A 15886-nucleotide genomic window follows, 5' to 3' on the forward strand; every position below is an offset into this window, starting at 1 on the left:
CCGGATCGGGGTACGGATTGGTCATGATGTCCTCCGCCAGTCGGTGAACGTCGGCTGTGGACTACTCCCCGCCTACCCGGGGCCCAGCGCCGCCAGTCACTCGCCGAAGTCACCGCGTGCCCGAGGTGGACCCCCGGGAGCCTGGCCGGACGACGTCAGCGCGACAGCCCGGTCCGCGCCGCCCGCGCCCCAGCCCCGGCGGCTGGAGAGCACCGGCACCGATGTCGTCGTCAGCTGCTGGGCCGGGGCCATGGAGGGCTGGGCGAGGACGATCGCGTCGGCGTCGGCGACCTCGTCGGCCTCGGCGGCGACGAGACGTGCGTAACTCTCCGTGTCGCCCGCCTCGAACCGCTGCCACGCGCCCTCCACCAATCGGGGCCGTACCTCGACGGGACGTCCGGCGCGGCGGGCCTCCTCCTCGATCAGCGACACGGTCGGCCCGAACGTGCTCTCCAGCGTCCCGAGGACGACGACCCGGGACCCCGCGGCCACCGCGGCGGCCGCCATCGGACGGTCGCCGCGCAGCACCGGCACCCCGACGCCGGCGCCGGCCGTCTCGGCGACGCCGCCGAGTGTCGAGCAGGTGCACAGCACGGCCCGCGCGCCGTCGGCGACCGCCCGCTCCAGGACCGCGCGCAGGTCGTCCGCCACCGCTTCGGGGCCCTTGGCGCGGGCCCGGTCCAGCAGTTCCTCGTCGACGAAGTGCCGTAGTTCCAGGCCCTGGTGGTTCTCGTCGCGCAGGGCGTCGAAGACGGGGACGTGGACGGGTGAGGTGTGCAGGAGAGCGAGCATGTACGAGGGATCCCTACGTCAGAACCGGCCGGGGTGCGCCGACAGCCAGTCCTTCGCCGCCTGGAGCAGCTCCGGGTCGGCCGCCGGAGCCTCCTCGGGGTGGCGTTCCGCCCACTTCACGACGTAGGGGCACAGCGGGGCGACGACGATGCCCTCGCGCTTCGCCGTGGCGTACAGCTCGCGCGCCAGCGAGCCCGCGATGCCCTTCCCCTCGTGCGCCGGTTCCACGATGGTGTGCACGGGGACCAGGGCGCGCCCCGGGGCTTCGAGGGCGAAGTACTCGATGTGGCCGACGACTTCGCCGCCGTCCCCGAGGGCCTCGAGGCGGCCGGCCGCCCGGTCGTCGCGGATCTCGATGTCGCTCATGGGCACGCTCCTGGTCGGAAAGGTCAGGCCGACACGGCCTGCGGGCTGCGCTCCTGGTCCGAGCCCGGCACCGGTGCGGACGGGTCGGCACCCAGGGCCACGATCCTGTTGTCGCGGTCCACGTGCACGACCCGCGGCTTCAGTGCCCGCGCCTCGGCGTCGGTGACCTGAGCGTAACTGATGATGATCACCAGATCGCCGGGGTGGACCAGATGGGCCGCGGCACCGTTGATACCGACGACGCCCGAGCCGCGCTCGCCCTCGATGACGTACGTCTCCAGCCGGGCGCCGTTGGTGATGTCGACGATGTGCACGAGCTCACCGGGCAGCAGATCGGCGGCGTCGAGGAGGTCCGCGTCGATGGTCACCGATCCCACGTAGTGCAGGTCGGCCTGGGTGACGGTGGCTCGGTGGATCTTGGACTTGAACAGAGTACGCAGCACTTTGGACTCCTAGAAGACGGCTCCCTGCCAGCTTCTTGCAGGTCAGGGGCGTCGTTCACTGTACATCGGCATGCCTTCGACTCGAAGACCTTTCACAACATCGTGCGCCGTGCGAGCAGGCTTCTCACCTGCTCGATCTGCGTGCTTCATGCTGCCGCGAAGCCGTCGAGCAGGGGCACGTACGGAAGACCGTCTCGGACGCACGCTGATCGGATGCCGACTTGCCTGATGGATCATCAGGCAGATCAGGATCAGCGGACCGCCCACACCGGAGGGGCTTCGAACGAACGTCGGGGTCGCGCTGCGGTACCTCTCCGCCTGGCTTCGCGGCCGGGGGGCCGTCACCCTGTACGGCCTGATGGAGGAGACGGCGATAGCCGAGATCGCCCGCGTGCAGATCCGGCAGTGGCTGCGACACCTCGTCATGGACCGGGAGACGGTGCTGGGGGCGCTCGACGACGAACTCGCCGCGCTGGGTGCCGAATACCACTGGGCCGCCCTCGACGAGGTACGGGCACTCTTCGAACGCAGCACTCTGGTACCTGGACGGGCCTGCCTATGTCAACCGGGCCCGGGCCGCCCACACGCCACCCCCAGATGACGTCCCGACCTGATGGCGAGCGGCCGCTCATCTCTCCTACGGAGCAGGGGTGAGCGGCCCGGCCGTCAGGGCATCAGCGCGATCAGCACCCGCTCCTCGAGGTCCTGCCACACGACATCGACCTCGGCGAAGCCCGCCTCGCGGAGCGCGGCCTCGTGATAGTCGACGCCCGGGGAGGCCCACTCGTCCTTGCTGCCCTCCGGCCAGATCTGGCGTCGGGCCTCGACGGCCTCCCCCAGGGCGGGCACGGATTCCGCGTTCTTCCACCAGGTCTCCCAGTCCTCGGCTCCGCGGGCGAGCGCAGCGGACTGACGGCGGGCGTTGACGGCGACGGAGGCCCCCTTGATCCGCTTGTTCCGCGAGCCGGCTGGGAGGTAGTCGGCGTTGATCAGCACGCCACCGGGCTTGAGCAGGGTCGCGGCGGCACGGTACACCGCGACCAGCTCGGGCGGGCCCAGCCAGTGCAGTGCGGTGCTGGACAGGACCGCGTCGAAGGTGCCCGGCCTGCCGTCCTCATTGAGGGCGGTGACCCAGTGGGGGGTTCGCAGATCGGTCCGGACCCAGCGCATCCGGCCGCCGTGGTCCCCGCACGCGCCCTGCCCGATCTTCAAGAGCACCGGGTCGATGTCGACGGCGACGGCGCGGCCCTCGGGATAGCGGCGCAGCAGCCGGTCGCTGATCGCGCCGGGGCCGCAGGCGAGGTCGAGCACGGTGGGGGCGGGTCCTGGGGCGAGTTCGCCGAGGAAGTCGAACATGACGTCGAAGCGGCGCTCGCGTTGTTCGATGTAGAGGTCCTGCTGCCGGTCCCAGCGGGTGAGCAGGTCGGTCCAGGTGTCGGTGTGTTCGGCGGTGTCGGTCATGAATTCCTCCGGGGTGCCGTGGTGATCGGACGATGGGCGGCCTGAGCCGGGCAGGTGGCAGGCCACGTAGTGGCCTGCGTGGGCGGCCGGGCGGGGCTGCGGGGCGGCCAGCGGGATCAGGGGCGGTCTGGTCTCGCAGGCCGCGACGCGGTCCGGGCAGCGGGCCCGGAAGCTGCACCCGTCCTGTGCGGCCGGCGAGGGCAGCGGTCGGCTCGGCGACTCCTCGACCGGTCGTCGGCGGTGCGGGGAGTTCAGCGCTGGTGCCGCGGCGAGCAGTTTTTTGGTGTATGGGTGCAGCGGTGCCACGGCGAACGTCGCGCTGGCGGCCTGTTCCACGATCCGGCCGCCGTACATGACCGCGATGCGGTCGGCCAGCCGTTGAACGACGGCCAGGTCGTGGGCGATGAACAGGCACGCCAGCCCGAGCCGGTCCCGTAGTTCGGACAGCAGGTTGAGCACCCCGGCCTGGATGGAGACGTCGAGCGCCGTGACCGGCTCGTCGCAGATCAGCACGTCTGGTTCCAGAGCGAGGGCGCGCGCGATGGCGACGCGCTGGCGTTGTCCACCGGACAGTTGCCCTGGGCGTCGGTCGGCGAGTTCCGGCCCCAGCCCGACGGTGTGCAGGAGGTACTCGACACGGGCCTGCTGCTCGGCACGGCTGCCGACGTTGTGGATCCGCAGCGGTTCACGGATCGCCTCGTGGACGCTCAGCCGCGGGCTCAGCGAGAGCCCTGCGTCCTGGAAGACCATCTGGCACCGGCGTCGCACGTCGCGCGCCGCCCGCCCCCGCGCCCGGTGGACGTCCGCCCCGGCGACCCGCACGACACCGCGATCTGGTTGCAGCAGGCCGACCGCGGTCCGGGCCAGCGTCGACTTGCCGCACCCGGACTCCCCGACCAGGGCGAGGATCTCGCCCCGCTCGACCCGCAACGACACGTCGGTCAGCACCGGCCCGCCCGGTCCGCCCCTGCCGGGGTAGCCGACCGTCAATGCGTCGATCTCAAGCACGGGCGCCTCCGCGGGGCCGGGGTCGGACGGCCACCCGGGCCGAGGGGTGGCGCACACAGCGAGACCGATGGGCCTCACCCACCGGGTCCAGTTCGGGCACCTCGGCGGAGCAGCCGGGTTGGACGAGGTGGCAACGCGGCCCGAAGGGGCACCCCTCGACGCTGTCCGGTCCGGCGCCTGGCGCGCCGGGCAAGGTCACGAACCGCGTTCCGGGTGCGACGGCGAGGTCGGGCACGGCGGCGAGCAGACCCTGGGTGTAAGGGTGGTCCGGCCGGGTGAGCACCCGGTGGGCCGGCCCGTGCTCGATGATCCGACCGGCATAGGCGACGGCGACGGTGTCGGCGATCTCGGCGACGACCGCTAGGTCGTGGGTCACCAGCAGGATGGCGGCTCCGGTCTGGTCGCGGTAGCGCCGCAGCAGGTCGAGGATGTCCGCCTGAACCGTGACGTCCAGGGCGGAGGTGGGTTCGTCGGCGATGAGCAGACGCGGCCGGCCGGCCACCGCGATGGCGAGTTGGACCCGCTGGCGTATACCTCCGGAGAGTTGGTGCGGATAGCGCGGCGCGGCGTCGGGCAGCCCGACGGCGTCCAGCAGAGAGGCGCGCCGGAGCCGGACCGCGGCCCGGTCCGTCGCGAAGCCGGACAACCGGATGGCCTGATCGAGCGATGCGCCGACGGTACGCAGCGGGTTCAGGGCGGCCAGGCTGTCCTGGAAGACGACGCCGATCTCCCGCCCGTAGATCTGCCGCAGGGCCGTCTCCGGCGCCCCGATCAGGTCGAGGGCGCCGGCTGGCGTCCGCAGCAGTGCCGAGCCGCTCACCCGCGCCGATGGGCCGAGCAGGCCCAGGGGCCCCAGTGCCGAGCTCGACTTGCCGCTCCCGCTCTCCCCCACCAGCGCCAGGATCTCCCCGGGCGCCAGGCGAAGGCTCATGTCGGCCACGACCCGCTGATCGCCGTAGGAGACGTTCAGCGCCTGGACCTCGAAGACCGCGCTTCCCTTTGTGGGCTCCGCGCGGTCCGCGGCTGGCCCTGCCGGGACGGGGGCGTTCACGGATGCGCCTGCCGGGACGGGGGCGTTCACGGATGCGCCGGCCGACTTCGGGCGGCGGCGTGGAACCCGCCGGCCGACGAAGAATGCCGACGGGCGTGCCCGGTCGCCGGTCGTGAGGTTCTCACCCAGCAGGTTCGCCGCCAGCACGACCGCGGTGATGGCAATCCCAGGCGGATAGGCCAGCCACCACGCGGAGTCCAGGAAAGGCCGTGCCTCGACGAGCATCGCCCCCCATTCCGCGTCGGGTGGTGGGACGCCGAGCCCGAGGAAGCTCAACGACGCCACGGCCAGCACGATGACCCCGAGGTCGGTGCTGGCGTAGACGAGGCAGGGGCCGATGGTGGCCGGGAGCAGGTGTCGCCCGACGATCCGGCGGCGGGGTGCACCGAGCACGCGCAGCGCGTCCAGGTGCACCCCGCTGCGAGCGCCGCGGACCTGGGCGCGGGCGATCCGCGCGTAGGGCGCCCACCCGGTGAGGGCGAGGGCCAGCACGATGTTCTCCGTGCCCGGCCCTCGGACACCGATGACGGCCAACGCGACCAGCAGAGCGGGGGCGGCCATCGCGATGTCCACCAGCCCGACCAGCATCCGGTCGAAGGCGCGGCCCACGTAGCCGGCGGTGACACCGAGGACAACGCCGAGGGTGATCGAGAGCAGCAGCACGGCAGCCGTGACCGTCAGGGAGATCCGGGCCGCCTGCAGAAGCCGCGACAGCTGGTCGCGACCGAGCTGGTCGGTGCCGAGGAGGTGTTCTCCCCCGGGGGCCTGCAGCGTGGCGGCCAGGTCGTTGGCGGTGGGGTCGTACGGCATCAGCCAGGGCGCGCTCAGGCCGAGCAGGACGAATCCGACCAGGGGGACGGCCGCGGCCATGGTCCGCCGACGGCGACGGGACAGGGCCGTGCCGGCCCCACGCTGACGTCTGATCACCGCACGCTCCGGACTCGCGGGTCGACAAGGCCGTGCAGCGCGTCGGCGGCCGCGTTGGCGGCCACGATGGCGAACCCGAAGTAGGCGACGCCGCCTTGCAGGGCGGGCAGGTCCCGCGCGGCGACGGCTTGGGCGAAGTAGTCTCCGACCCCCGGCCAGCCGAAGATCTGCTCGACGATGACGGTGCCGACGAGCAGTCCGGCGACGGTGAACCCGGCCACGGTCAGTACCGGCCCGGCCGCGTTCGGCAGCGCCTCGCGCAGCAGGATCCGGCGCGGCGAGGCGCCCCGGGCCACGGCGGCCTGGATGTGGGGTGCGGCCAGCGCGTCGGCCACGGTGACCGCGACGACCCGGCTGAGCACCCCTGCCACCGGAAGCGCGAGGACGACCGTGGGCAGGAGCCAAGTGCCCGGTCCGGCCATGCCGCCGGTGGGTACCAGGCCGAGCGTCAACGCGAGGTAGAGCACCAGCAGGTAGCCCAGCCAGAAGGGTGGCACCGCGGAGGCGGTGAGACCGACCGTACGCAGCATCCCCCGTACGAACCGCCCGCGGGCGCGCACCGACGCAAGCCCGAGGGCCAGGCCGAGGGCCACACCGAGGCCACCGCCGAGCGCCGCCAGCCAGAGGGTGACCGGCACGCGGTCGGCCAGCTCGGCGGTCACCGGCTGCCCGGTCCGGTACGACTCACCGAGATCTCCGGTGAGCGCGTTGCCGAGGAACCGGAGGTACTGCTCGGCCACCGGGCCGTCCAGGCCGAGCTCGGCGCGTACCGTCTCGATGTCCTCGGCGGTGGCGGCATCCCCGATCCGGTCGACGGCCACGGCCCGGGCCGGGTCGCCGGGGGCGAGCTGGGCCAGGGCGAACGTCATCACCGACAGAGCGAGCAGGACCATCACGAGACCTGCCGCGCGGCGCAACAGGAACCCCGCCACCGTGGCGCCGGTCCGGGGCGCGCCTACCGCACGCCCCGGAGTGGTCGATGCGGGCACACTCACCTCAGTCCGACGCCGTTGAGTTCGAGGTCGTACTCGGTGGTCGGGATGGCGAACCCGGTCACGGTGTCACGCACGGCCCACAGTCGCGTGCGGTAGGCGATCGGCACGTAACCGGCGTCGGCGTACAGGGCGTCGTAGAGGGCCTGGTACTTGGCCTTGCGGTCCTTCGGGTCGCGGGCGAACAGGGCGGCGTCGACCAGCCGGTCGTAGGCGCCTGTCGCGAACACCGGTGACTCGGCGCCCTCGGCGAGGAAGGCGACCGCCGTGCTCGACGGGTCGTAGGGGGCGCCGTAGGTCTCGAAGAACGCGATGTCCCACTTTCCGGCCGCCTTGTCCTCGTAGTAGGCCGTGTCGTCGACGAAGTCGATGTCGGTGGCGATCCCGACCTCCTTCAGTGCCCCGGCGACCGCTTCGGCGCTGCCTCGGGCGTCCTGCATGCCGTTGGCGTTGGAGGACACCAGGAACCGCAGACGCAAGGGTTTGCCGTCCTTGCTGCGGGTGTCGCCGGATCGGGTGTACCCGGCGGCGTCGAGCGCCGCTTCGGCGGCGGCCTTGTCGAAGGTGAAGGTCTGATCGGCGCCGGAGTCGGGGACGGCGGGCGGGAAGAAGCGCGACGCCGGCTCGCCGTAGCCGAGGTAGAGCGCCTTGATGAGGGCCTTGCGGTCGAGCGCCTTGGCCACTGCCTGACGGACAGCCTTGTCCCCGGCCGGGCCCTTCGGGTTGAACCCGAGCATGACCGTGACGTCGGGCTCGCCGGTGAGAAGCCGTGCTCCGGCACCGCCCTTGCTCAACGACTTCGCCTCGACCGGGGTCATCGGGGCCAGGTAGGCGCCGCCTATGACATCCAACTCACCGTTACGCAGGGCGGCCAGGCGCGACTGCGAGTCCTGGATGACCTTGAACTCCAGGCGGTCCAACAGCGGCTTCTTGCCCCAGTACGCGTCGTTTCGTTCCAGCACCGCGCCGGTCGCGGAGTTGGAGACGAACTTCCACGGCCCGGTGCCCACCGGTGCGGAGAACTTGCCGTCAGCGCCGACCGAGGCAGGGCTGAGGAAGCGCACCGGCCGGGCGATCGACAGTTCCTGCAACAGCGGGTCGTACGGCTCGGAGAGGTTCAGCTTGACGGTGTCCGGGTCGATCGCCTCGACACCGGTGATCACCTTGGAGGCGCGGAAGAAGGCGAAGTCCTTCTTGCCGACCCAGCGGTCGAAGTTCCATTTGACCGCCTTGGCGTCGAACGCGGTCCCGTCGTGGAAGGTCACGCCGTCGCGCAGGTCGAACTCGACCGACTTGCCGTCCGGAGCCACGGTCCAGGACTCGGCCAGCTCCGGTCGCAGCTTGCCGTTGGGTCCATATCCGACGAGCGCGTCGAAGACGCCGTCGAGGACGAGGAAGTTGGCGCTGAAGGTGTGCGGGTCCAGCGCCCCGGACTCGGAGGCCAGGCCGATGCGCAGGGTCCCTCCTGCCTTCGGCTCGCCTGCCTTCGGCTCGCCGGGTCCGCAGGCGGCGAGGGCGAGCGCGGCGGCGGTCGCGGTGAGACCGGCCGTCAGCGACCGGAACCGACCGACCCGGGGTCGGCGGCGGGAAGGGCTCACGAGGGTTCTCCAATCGTGCGGGCGTCGGCGGACGCGCTCGCGGCAAGGCGTCGCGCATACCTCATGACGGCGCCCGTCGCGCGGTGATGAGGAACTGCATCCGGGGGTCCACCTGGTGGCCCACCGCGGGATCGTGGGAAAGCTCCAGCTCCGCGGCCTGGATCTCCGGCAGGTCACGGATGCGCACGTCGACGAAGCCCGCGTCGCGGACCGCCTCGGCGAAGTCCTGCCGATCAGCGGACTCCGAGAGCGTCAGCGCCTGCACCACATGGGGCTGGTAGGCGGAGCGGAACACGGCCCTGTCCGGCGTGTCCCGGGATGTGTCGATCCCGTTCGCGAACCACAGCCCGTCGACGACGGCGAGACGCCCCCCGGGCCGCAGCAGCTCGCGCCAGTTCCGCAGCGCCTGCACCGGCTCGCGCAGCGTCCACAGCAGGTACCGCGCGGTGACGGCGTCGAACGATGCGGGGGGCAACGGCGGTCGCACGGCGTCCCCGGCCCGGAAGACCGGCGGGTCGTCCAACTCCGCGGCCTTGGCCCGGGCGAGGTCCAGCATCCCCTCGGCGAGATCGACCCCGGTGACCCGGTGCCCCAGCTGCCACAGGTGGATCGCGACCTGGCCGGTGCCGGTGCCTACGTCGAGCACGTCGGCCGGTGCCTGGGGCAGCGCCGAGGCCCAGACCTGCTGCCAGCGCTGTGCGGCCTCGCCCATGTGCAGCCGGCTGGTCGGGTGCGCGTCGTAGTCGGGGCCGTGGTCGCTCCAGTACGACGTGATTCTTTCCTGCACGTCGGAGTCGGTCATTCCGGTTACTCCAGTTCCTCTGCTAGTGCCCTGGGCCACCGGCGGCCGACAGCCCGTGCGTGATGGGGGCGACGTCCTGTGGGAGGGTCCGGTCCCGCGGGACGGGCCGGTGCGTCGGCGATGTCCTTCCCGACGGAATACGCGCGGGAGGGATGGTCGCGGCGGTCACACTGATTCCTCGTCGAGCTGGGCGGCGAGCAGGCTGACGTAGCGGCCGTCGGCGGCGACCAGCTCGGCGTGGGTGCCGGTCTCGGCGACCCGGCCCCGGTCCAGGACGACGATCCGGTCAGCGGTGCGGATGGTGGACAGCCGATGCGCGATGACCAGCGTGGTGCGCCCCTGCCTGGCGCTGTTCATCGCCGCCGTGACGGCCTGTTCGCTGGCGGCGTCGAGGTTGGACACCGCCTCGTCCATGACGAGGATCGGCGCGTCCTTGAGCAGCGCGCGAGCGATCGCGACGCGCTGCCGCTGCCCGCCGGACATCCTGGCGCCGAGCTCCCCGGCCACCGTGTCGTAGCCATGGGGCAGCTCGGCGATGAACTGGTGCGCCTGGGCGGCCCGTGCGGCCGCCTCGACCTCCGCGTCGGTGGCGTCCGCGCGGCCGAGCCGGATGTTCTCGCGCAGGGACGTGTTGAACAGAAAGGTGTCCTGCGGCACCAGTGTCATCAGCCGGCGCAGGTCCTCGGTCGGGAAGTCGCGCACGTCGTGTCCGCCGATCGTGATCGAGCCGGCGGCCACGTCCCAGAACCGCAGCAGCAGGTTGGCGCAGGTGGACTTGCCGGCCCCGGAGTGCCCGACCAGCGCCACGGTCTCCCCGGGCCGGATCTCGAAGGAGACGCCTTCGACGGCGGGCCGCAGGTCATCGCGGTAGGCGAAGCCGACCCCGTCGAAGCGCACCACCGGCGTGATCGGACCGGCGGGCCCGGCATCGACCAGATCGGTCACCGGCGGAGGCTGCTCGATCAACGTGACGATGCGTTCCGCGGCGGCGGCCACCACCGAAAGCTCCCGGGCGACCTCGGTCACCTTGAGCACGGGCATCATCGACATCGCGGCCAGCACGACGGCGACGGGGAAAGCGGTGGCGGCCAGTTCGCCCTCGGCCACCAGGCGGGCGCCGAGCACCAGGACCACGAGGATGCCGACCAGGGCGATGGTGTCCGTCGCGGAGTATTCGATTCCGGACCGCCGACCGTGCCGAGCCTTCGCCGCTGCGAGCCGCGAGCCCTCCCGGCGCAGCAGCTTCAGCCGCTGTTCGCGGCCACCGAAGTTCACCAGCTCGCGCAGGCCCTGGAAGGTGTCGGCGCTGTCGGCGCCGATCCGCCCGAGTGACTCGCGCAGTTCCCGGCCGTGCGTCTCGGCCCGACGGCGCAGCCAGGCCGGCACCGAGGCGAGCACCAGCAGCACCGGCACCAGCGCCGCCGCCAGCGACCAGTGGAAGCTGCCCAGCGCCACCGTGGTCGCCACCGGGACCGTGGTGGCCACCGCGAGCGGGCTCAGCGTGTGCGCGAAGAAGAGCTCGATCTGCTCCACGTCGGCGATCGCCGCCGATCCCAGGTCACCTGACCGGCGTTCGAGCATGTACCCGGGGGAAAGCCGCTCGAAAGCCGCGTACACCTTGCCGCGGGTGTCGGCCAGGGCACGGAAGGCGGCGACGTGGGCGAACACGCTGTCGGCCACGTTGAAGAAGGCGAGCGGCACGATGAGCGCCGCCAACAGCACGATCCACCCGGTGAGCTCCCCGGCCGGGGTACCGGTGGCCGCGAGCGCGACCACGTAGGCGCCGATCCCGGCCGAAGCGAGCGCGAGCAACTGGTGCACCGCGCCCGCGAGATAGGCGACGGCGATCAGCTTCCGGTGCTCCCCGAGAAGCGGCATGAGCACTCGCAGCCGGGCACTCAACGACCGCGGCCTCACGCGATCCTCACCACCGGTGTCGTGCCGGTGGTCATGGGTGACAGCGGTCATCGCGTCGCTCCCGTCTGAGTGGCGACGAGCTCGGCGTACGCACCGGCTGAGCAGAGCAGGTCGGCGTGGCTGCCCGCCTCGACCACGAGGCCGCCGTCCATCACCACGATCCGGTCGGCGTCGCGGACCGTGGACAGCCGGTGCGCGATGACGACGCTCGTCCTGCCACGCATCAGCTCGGTCAGCGCCTGGGTGATCTCGGCCTCGTTCGCGGCGTCCACGCTGGAGGTCGGCTCGTCGAGAACCAGGACCGGCGCGTCCTTGAGCAGCGCACGTGCGATCGCCAGCCGTTGCCGTTCGCCGCCGGACAGCTTCAGCCCGCGTTCACCGATCACGGTGTCGTAGCCCTGCGGCAGTGCGCGGATGAAGCTGTCGGCACGGGCCGCCGCCGTTGCCCGGTCCAGCTCCTCCGGCCGCGCCTCCGGCTTTGCCAGCAGCAGGTTGTCCCGGACAGTGCCGTGGAAGAGGTACGTGTCCTGGGACACCACGCCGACGAGCGCACGCAGTTGTGCCAGCGGCAGTTCGCGGATGTCCCGCCCGCCGAGCCGGATCACACCGTCGTCGGGGTCGAAGTAGCGCATCAGCAGCGCGATCAGCGTGCTCTTGCCCGCGCCGGAACGGCCGACGACCGCCAGTCGCTCACCCGGTGCCACCGTGAGGCTGAAGTTCCGCAGGGCCGGGGCGCGTCGCGTCGGGTAGGTGAAGGAGACGTCCGAGAAGGTCAGGCCCGGCGGGTCCTCGGTGAGCGCGGGGGCCGCCGTGGCCGGGTCGGTCACGTTCGGCTCGAGCCGCAGCAGCTCCGCCACGCCGACGCTCGCCGGGATCGCGGAGTACGCGGCGTGGTAGGCGGCTTCCAGGTCGTGTATCGGCCGGAACGTCTCCCGGGTGAGCATGAGAATGACGAAGAGCCCGGCAACGCTGATCGAACCCCGGGCCGCGTGCCAGGCGCCGAGCGCGACCGCCGCGGTGGTGCCGATCGGCACCAGCAGCTGCGCGACGCTGGAGGAGGCGGCCCAGGACCACATGAGCCGGATCGAGTCCGCGCAGAAAGCCTCGGCCCGGGCGGCCAGTTCCCGTCCGCGGCGCCCGCTGGCGTTGAACGCCTTGAGCGTCGCCATGCCTTGCACGGCGTCGAGGTTCTCGGCGTACAGGCCGCGGTAGGACCGCATCCAGCGATCACCGCGATCCTTGACCCACCGCGCGCCGACCAGCTCGGACAGCGGCGCCAGCAGGGCGCACACCAGCACGATGACACCGACCAGCGGATCGATCACCATGATGCATGCCGATGCCGCGCCGGCTCCGAGCATGGACGCGTACACCGACGGCACGAAGCGGCCGACCAGGGGGTCGAGCAGCTCCACCGAGTCGACGACGGTGGACTGCAGGTCCCCGGTCCGCAGTTGCTGAGCCTGACCCGGCCCGATCTCGATCAGCTTCGCCGTGAGCCGCTGCCGCACCGTCTCCTTCACCCGCCCGGAAACGCGGGGCGCCCAGCTGTCGCGGAGGACGATCACGGCGATACGGGCGAGCTGCAGCGCCACGATCCCGACCACCGGAGTCGCCAGCTCGCCCACCGAGGCGCCGCCAAGCACGTTCGCCAGCAGCCTCGCGATCAGCAGCCCCTGCCCGATGTAGGTGGCGGTGACAAGCAGGAGCAGAACGACCAGCCCCGCGACCTCGATCCGGGCGCGCTTCGAAAAGGACAGGAAAAGGGCAACCGCCGATCTCACGAAAGATCCTCTCCGCCCGGCTGGGCTGACACCGTGGGACACTCAGCCCCGGACGGAGGCTTATTGCAACCTCTTGGCAATAAGTAGTCCACCGGCGTGGCGCCGTCAAGGCTTCGACGACCTTAAATGAAATGGTTGTCACTTTGATCTGTTCGACGGCTCCGGACGGGCAGACGTCGATCCTGCTGCCCAACACCCCTTCCTCGCCGACCGCCAGGAGCTTCAAGCACAGCGGTTGACCGCTGTCCGCCGCCCGCGATCAGTTTCTACCCGAGCAGGCAGTGAGTGGAGTTCAGTCCTGCCCCCGCTGACGTCACGTCACCCGGTATGTGCGATGGTCCTGTTGAGCGCATCCGGGCAAGCCGGTGCCCTTTTCGGCCCCTTGCTCGGTGGCCTGTTGCTGCTCATGGACTTCCGCACCGCCTGCCTCGCCGGAGGCGCCGTCTTCGTCCTACAACCATGCTGTACCTCGCCCTGCCCGACGAGGCACAGCGCGCGACCGGCTCCCAGGAGGCCCGCTCGATACCGAGGGTCACGGCGAACGGCACGCCGCCGTCTCCGTCCGTGCCGTCCACGACGGCCTCCCCCGACTCCTCCGACGTCCCGGCCGCTGGCGCACCCGAGGTGGTGTCGGGCGAGGGGGGCGGCCGTGGTGGGCTCCTGCGTGAGGCTGGGACTCACGGGCTTCGCACCCGGTGCGGCAGGCTTCAGCCGCAGGACGAGCGCGGGGTGCCCGTGTCCGTGACCGTGGTCGTCCTCGGCGTTGTCCTCCAGTTCGATCCAGCGGTCCACCCGGCCGTCGCTGTAGCTCTGCAGGGTCTTGAAGACGAGCTTTTTGGCATCGGGCAACTGCCGTACGACGACCACGTACTCGGCGTCCTCACCCACGTCGAGCTTCGGCCCCGAGACGGTGTAACCCCAGCTGGCGGGAGCGGGCTTCCAGCCCTCGGGGCCTTCCTTGTAGGTGAGGTCGTCCGCAGTGGTGCCGTCGGGGAGGACCACCCCCAGCTTGTCGATGCCAGCGGAGCCCGACTCCGAGGCGGCGGAGAAGGTCAGCACGACGTACTGGTCGAGAGCCCGGGCGCCCTCCGCCTCGACCTCGGCGTGGGCTGCGGCCGGTCCGCGGTGGTGTGCGGGTACAGCCGGCGCAGGCGGCTGCCGAGGGTGTGAGCCGCTGCGACGACGAGGGCGTCGGCGGTGTTCTCGGAGCCGATGAGGACGACAGCACCGTCCCGCGCCAGGAGGGCACGGGCCTCCTGCTCTCGTCCGCCGGGGACCCGGGCGGGGTCAACGCCCGGGTCATGCGAGGGAAGCGGGCGGCCGGCCGGTGTGGCTGGGTGAGTGCATGGCCCGAGACTGCCGCATCAGGTGGCGCTCTCGGTCTTCCGCTCAGCTCGCGGCGACCCCGCGGGCCGGCGGGAGAAATGACGGGCGCTGGGCACGAGCGCGGCGACGGCCGGTGCGGCGAAGCAGGTCAGAGCGCAGACCGCGAGGACGGTCTGGGTACCGAAAGCCTCGATGGCGGGGGCGATGAGGACGAGCCCGACCGGGGCGAGGCCGTAGGAGAGCAGGAAATCCAGGGAGGAGACCCGGGCCAGCTTGTCGGGGGCGACCTCGCGCTGGGTGGCGGTGAACCAGGGCACGTTGAACAGCTCGATGCCGATCCCGGCGACGGCGTAGGCGGACATCACGACGACGGGATGGACGGGGAACATCAGGCTGAGCGGGGCGAATCCGTAGGCGGCCAGCCCCGCCAGGGCGGTCCAGCCCGCCGAGCGCGGGCGCCAGCGGGCGATGAGCAGGGCGGCGCCCAGCGCTCCGGCGGTGTAGGCGGTCATCGCGCCGGCGAGCACCACTTCGGTGCCGTACTCGTCGCGACTGACCAGGGGCAGGGCGACACCGGTCGCGGAGTAGCCGGTGGCTATGACGGCCGTCAGCGCGCCCAGGCCGGCGAGGAACCACGGGTGCCTGCGGGCTTCACGGATGCCGTCGGCGAACTCGGTGAAGAAGGCGACCCGTCCGGGGCGTTCGCCGGCGGGAGCGTCCTTGGCGCCCGTGTCGGCACGTGTGCCCGTTCCGGGTACGAGTGCGGCGACGAGCCACAGCAACCCGATGCCCAGCAGCAGCGCCCGGGTGTCGAGGAACACGGCGAGCAGGGCGGCCAGCGAAGGCCCCACGAGGGTGTTGACCCGGACCGCCAACGTCATGGCGGCGTTGGTCTGCTGCCTGTGCTCGGCGTCGACGACTTCGGCGGTCAGGGCCTGGAAGGCGGGCCGGCAAGCGCCCTGCCCCGCACCGGCCACGGCAGCGGCCACCGCCATGAGCAGGACCGAACGGCCGAGTCCGGCGGCGATCAGCGGGGCCGCGACCCCGGCGGCCAGTCCCGCCCACAGCACGACGCCCCGGCGGGAGTGCCGGTCTGCCAGTACTCCGGCGACAGGCACCGCGGCGAGGAATCCCACAGTGCGGGCCGCGAGCAAGAGGCCGAGGTCGGTGGCCGTGAGCGTGCGGTCAAGCACCGCGAGCCCGAGCACGAACGGCAGGGCCCAGGTGGCCAGACCTGATGCCGTGGCGCCCGACCACAACCGCAGGAAGGCGGGGTCGAGCAGGATGGACCGCTGCTTTCCGGGAAGGGCTTCGGACCCTGTGGTTGGTCCGGGAGGGATCGGCACGTCGTGACGCTCCTGTCGTTCATGGTCCTGGTCGGATCGTTCGTGCTCCTCGCCGGACCGGCCGCGGACGCGG

Annotated in this window: 12 protein-coding genes and 1 pseudogene; 1 reads left to right on the forward strand and 12 read right to left on the reverse strand. The window is 71.8% G+C overall.

All coding sequences use genetic code 11. The annotated features are described in order from the left end of the window. Positions 1-96: 96 nt before the first annotated feature. From StrepF001_RS38270 to panD, 3 genes are read right to left on the reverse strand one after another with little or no spacing between them, the layout of a single operon-like run. Positions 97-792, reverse strand: coding sequence for an aspartate/glutamate racemase family protein (locus StrepF001_RS38270; protein ID WP_240797848.1), 696 nt, complete (start codon positions 790-792; stop codon positions 97-99). 18 nt (positions 793-810) lie between these two features. Continuing rightward, a complete protein-coding gene (locus StrepF001_RS38275) occupies positions 811-1158 on the reverse strand; it encodes a GNAT family N-acetyltransferase (protein WP_129802780.1) in 348 nt (115 codons plus the stop codon). A 23-nt stretch (positions 1159-1181) separates the two neighbouring features. Beyond that, a complete protein-coding gene (panD, locus tag StrepF001_RS38280; protein WP_129802781.1) occupies positions 1182-1601 on the reverse strand; it encodes an aspartate 1-decarboxylase in 420 nt (139 codons plus the stop codon). A 247-nt stretch (positions 1602-1848) separates the two neighbouring features. Here panD and StrepF001_RS38285 point away from each other — a divergent pair. Continuing rightward, positions 1849-2139 (forward strand): annotated as a pseudogene (locus tag StrepF001_RS38285) (malate synthase A); the annotation flags it as partial. A 128-nt stretch (positions 2140-2267) separates the two neighbouring features. Here the strand turns inward: StrepF001_RS38285 and StrepF001_RS38290 are convergent. The 9 genes from StrepF001_RS38290 to StrepF001_RS38330 all read right to left on the reverse strand — a co-directional run bounded on the left by StrepF001_RS38290 (position 2268) and on the right by StrepF001_RS38330 (position 15732). Beyond that, positions 2268-4070, reverse strand: a complete 1803-nt coding sequence (locus tag StrepF001_RS38290) for an oligopeptide/dipeptide ABC transporter ATP-binding protein (RefSeq protein ID WP_129802783.1) — start codon at positions 4068-4070, stop codon at positions 2268-2270. Then, a complete protein-coding gene (locus tag StrepF001_RS38295) occupies positions 4063-6048 on the reverse strand; it encodes a dipeptide/oligopeptide/nickel ABC transporter permease/ATP-binding protein (RefSeq protein ID WP_129802784.1) in 1986 nt (661 codons plus the stop codon). Before StrepF001_RS38295 ends, StrepF001_RS38290 begins: the two co-directional genes overlap by 8 nt. Beyond that, positions 6045-7037 (reverse strand): ABC transporter permease, encoded by a 993-nt coding sequence (locus tag StrepF001_RS38300; RefSeq protein WP_129802785.1) that lies wholly within the window; start codon positions 7035-7037, stop codon positions 6045-6047. Before StrepF001_RS38300 ends, StrepF001_RS38295 begins: the two co-directional genes overlap by 4 nt. Positions 7038-7039: 2 nt before the next feature. Beyond that, positions 7040-8638, reverse strand: a complete 1599-nt coding sequence (locus tag StrepF001_RS38305; protein ID WP_129802786.1) for an ABC transporter substrate-binding protein — start codon at positions 8636-8638, stop codon at positions 7040-7042. Positions 8639-8699: 61 nt separating this feature from the next. Beyond that, entirely contained in the window at positions 8700-9440 is a 741-nt protein-coding gene (locus StrepF001_RS38310) for a class I SAM-dependent methyltransferase (protein WP_129802787.1), read from the reverse strand. A gap of 165 nt (positions 9441-9605) precedes the next feature. Next, positions 9606-11408, reverse strand: coding sequence for an ABC transporter ATP-binding protein (locus StrepF001_RS38315; RefSeq protein WP_129802788.1), 1803 nt, complete (start codon positions 11406-11408; stop codon positions 9606-9608). Then, positions 11405-13141, reverse strand: coding sequence for an ABC transporter ATP-binding protein (locus StrepF001_RS38320; RefSeq protein WP_165396497.1), 1737 nt, complete (start codon positions 13139-13141; stop codon positions 11405-11407). Before StrepF001_RS38320 ends, StrepF001_RS38315 begins: the two co-directional genes overlap by 4 nt. A gap of 318 nt (positions 13142-13459) precedes the next feature. Continuing rightward, a complete protein-coding gene (locus StrepF001_RS49765; protein WP_276322873.1) occupies positions 13460-14200 on the reverse strand; it encodes a DUF1775 domain-containing protein in 741 nt (246 codons plus the stop codon). A gap of 305 nt (positions 14201-14505) precedes the next feature. Then, on the reverse strand, positions 14506-15732 hold the full coding sequence (locus StrepF001_RS38330; RefSeq protein WP_206307072.1) for an MFS transporter: 1227 nt from the start codon (positions 15730-15732) through the stop codon (positions 14506-14508). Between the last annotated feature and the right edge of the window lie 154 nt (positions 15733-15886).

The sequence above is a fragment of the Streptomyces sp. F001 genome (genome assembly GCF_004187715.1).
Classification (GTDB): domain Bacteria; phylum Actinomycetota; class Actinomycetes; order Streptomycetales; family Streptomycetaceae; genus Streptomyces; species Streptomyces flavusporus.

What these genes read in the sequence shown, in the direction of transcription:
- StrepF001_RS38270 (WP_240797848.1), bottom strand. Translation starts at nt 792, where the DNA reads ATGCTCGCTCTCCTGCACACCTCACCCGTCCACGTCCCCGTCTTCGAC.
- StrepF001_RS38275 (WP_129802780.1), bottom strand. Translation starts at nt 1,158, where the DNA reads ATGAGCGACATCGAGATCCGCGACGACCGGGCGGCCGGCCGCCTCGAG.
- StrepF001_RS38310 (WP_129802787.1), bottom strand. Translation starts at nt 9,440, where the DNA reads ATGACCGACTCCGACGTGCAGGAAAGAATCACGTCGTACTGGAGCGAC.
- StrepF001_RS38315 (WP_129802788.1), bottom strand. Translation starts at nt 11,408, where the DNA reads ATGACCGCTGTCACCCATGACCACCGGCACGACACCGGTGGTGAGGAT.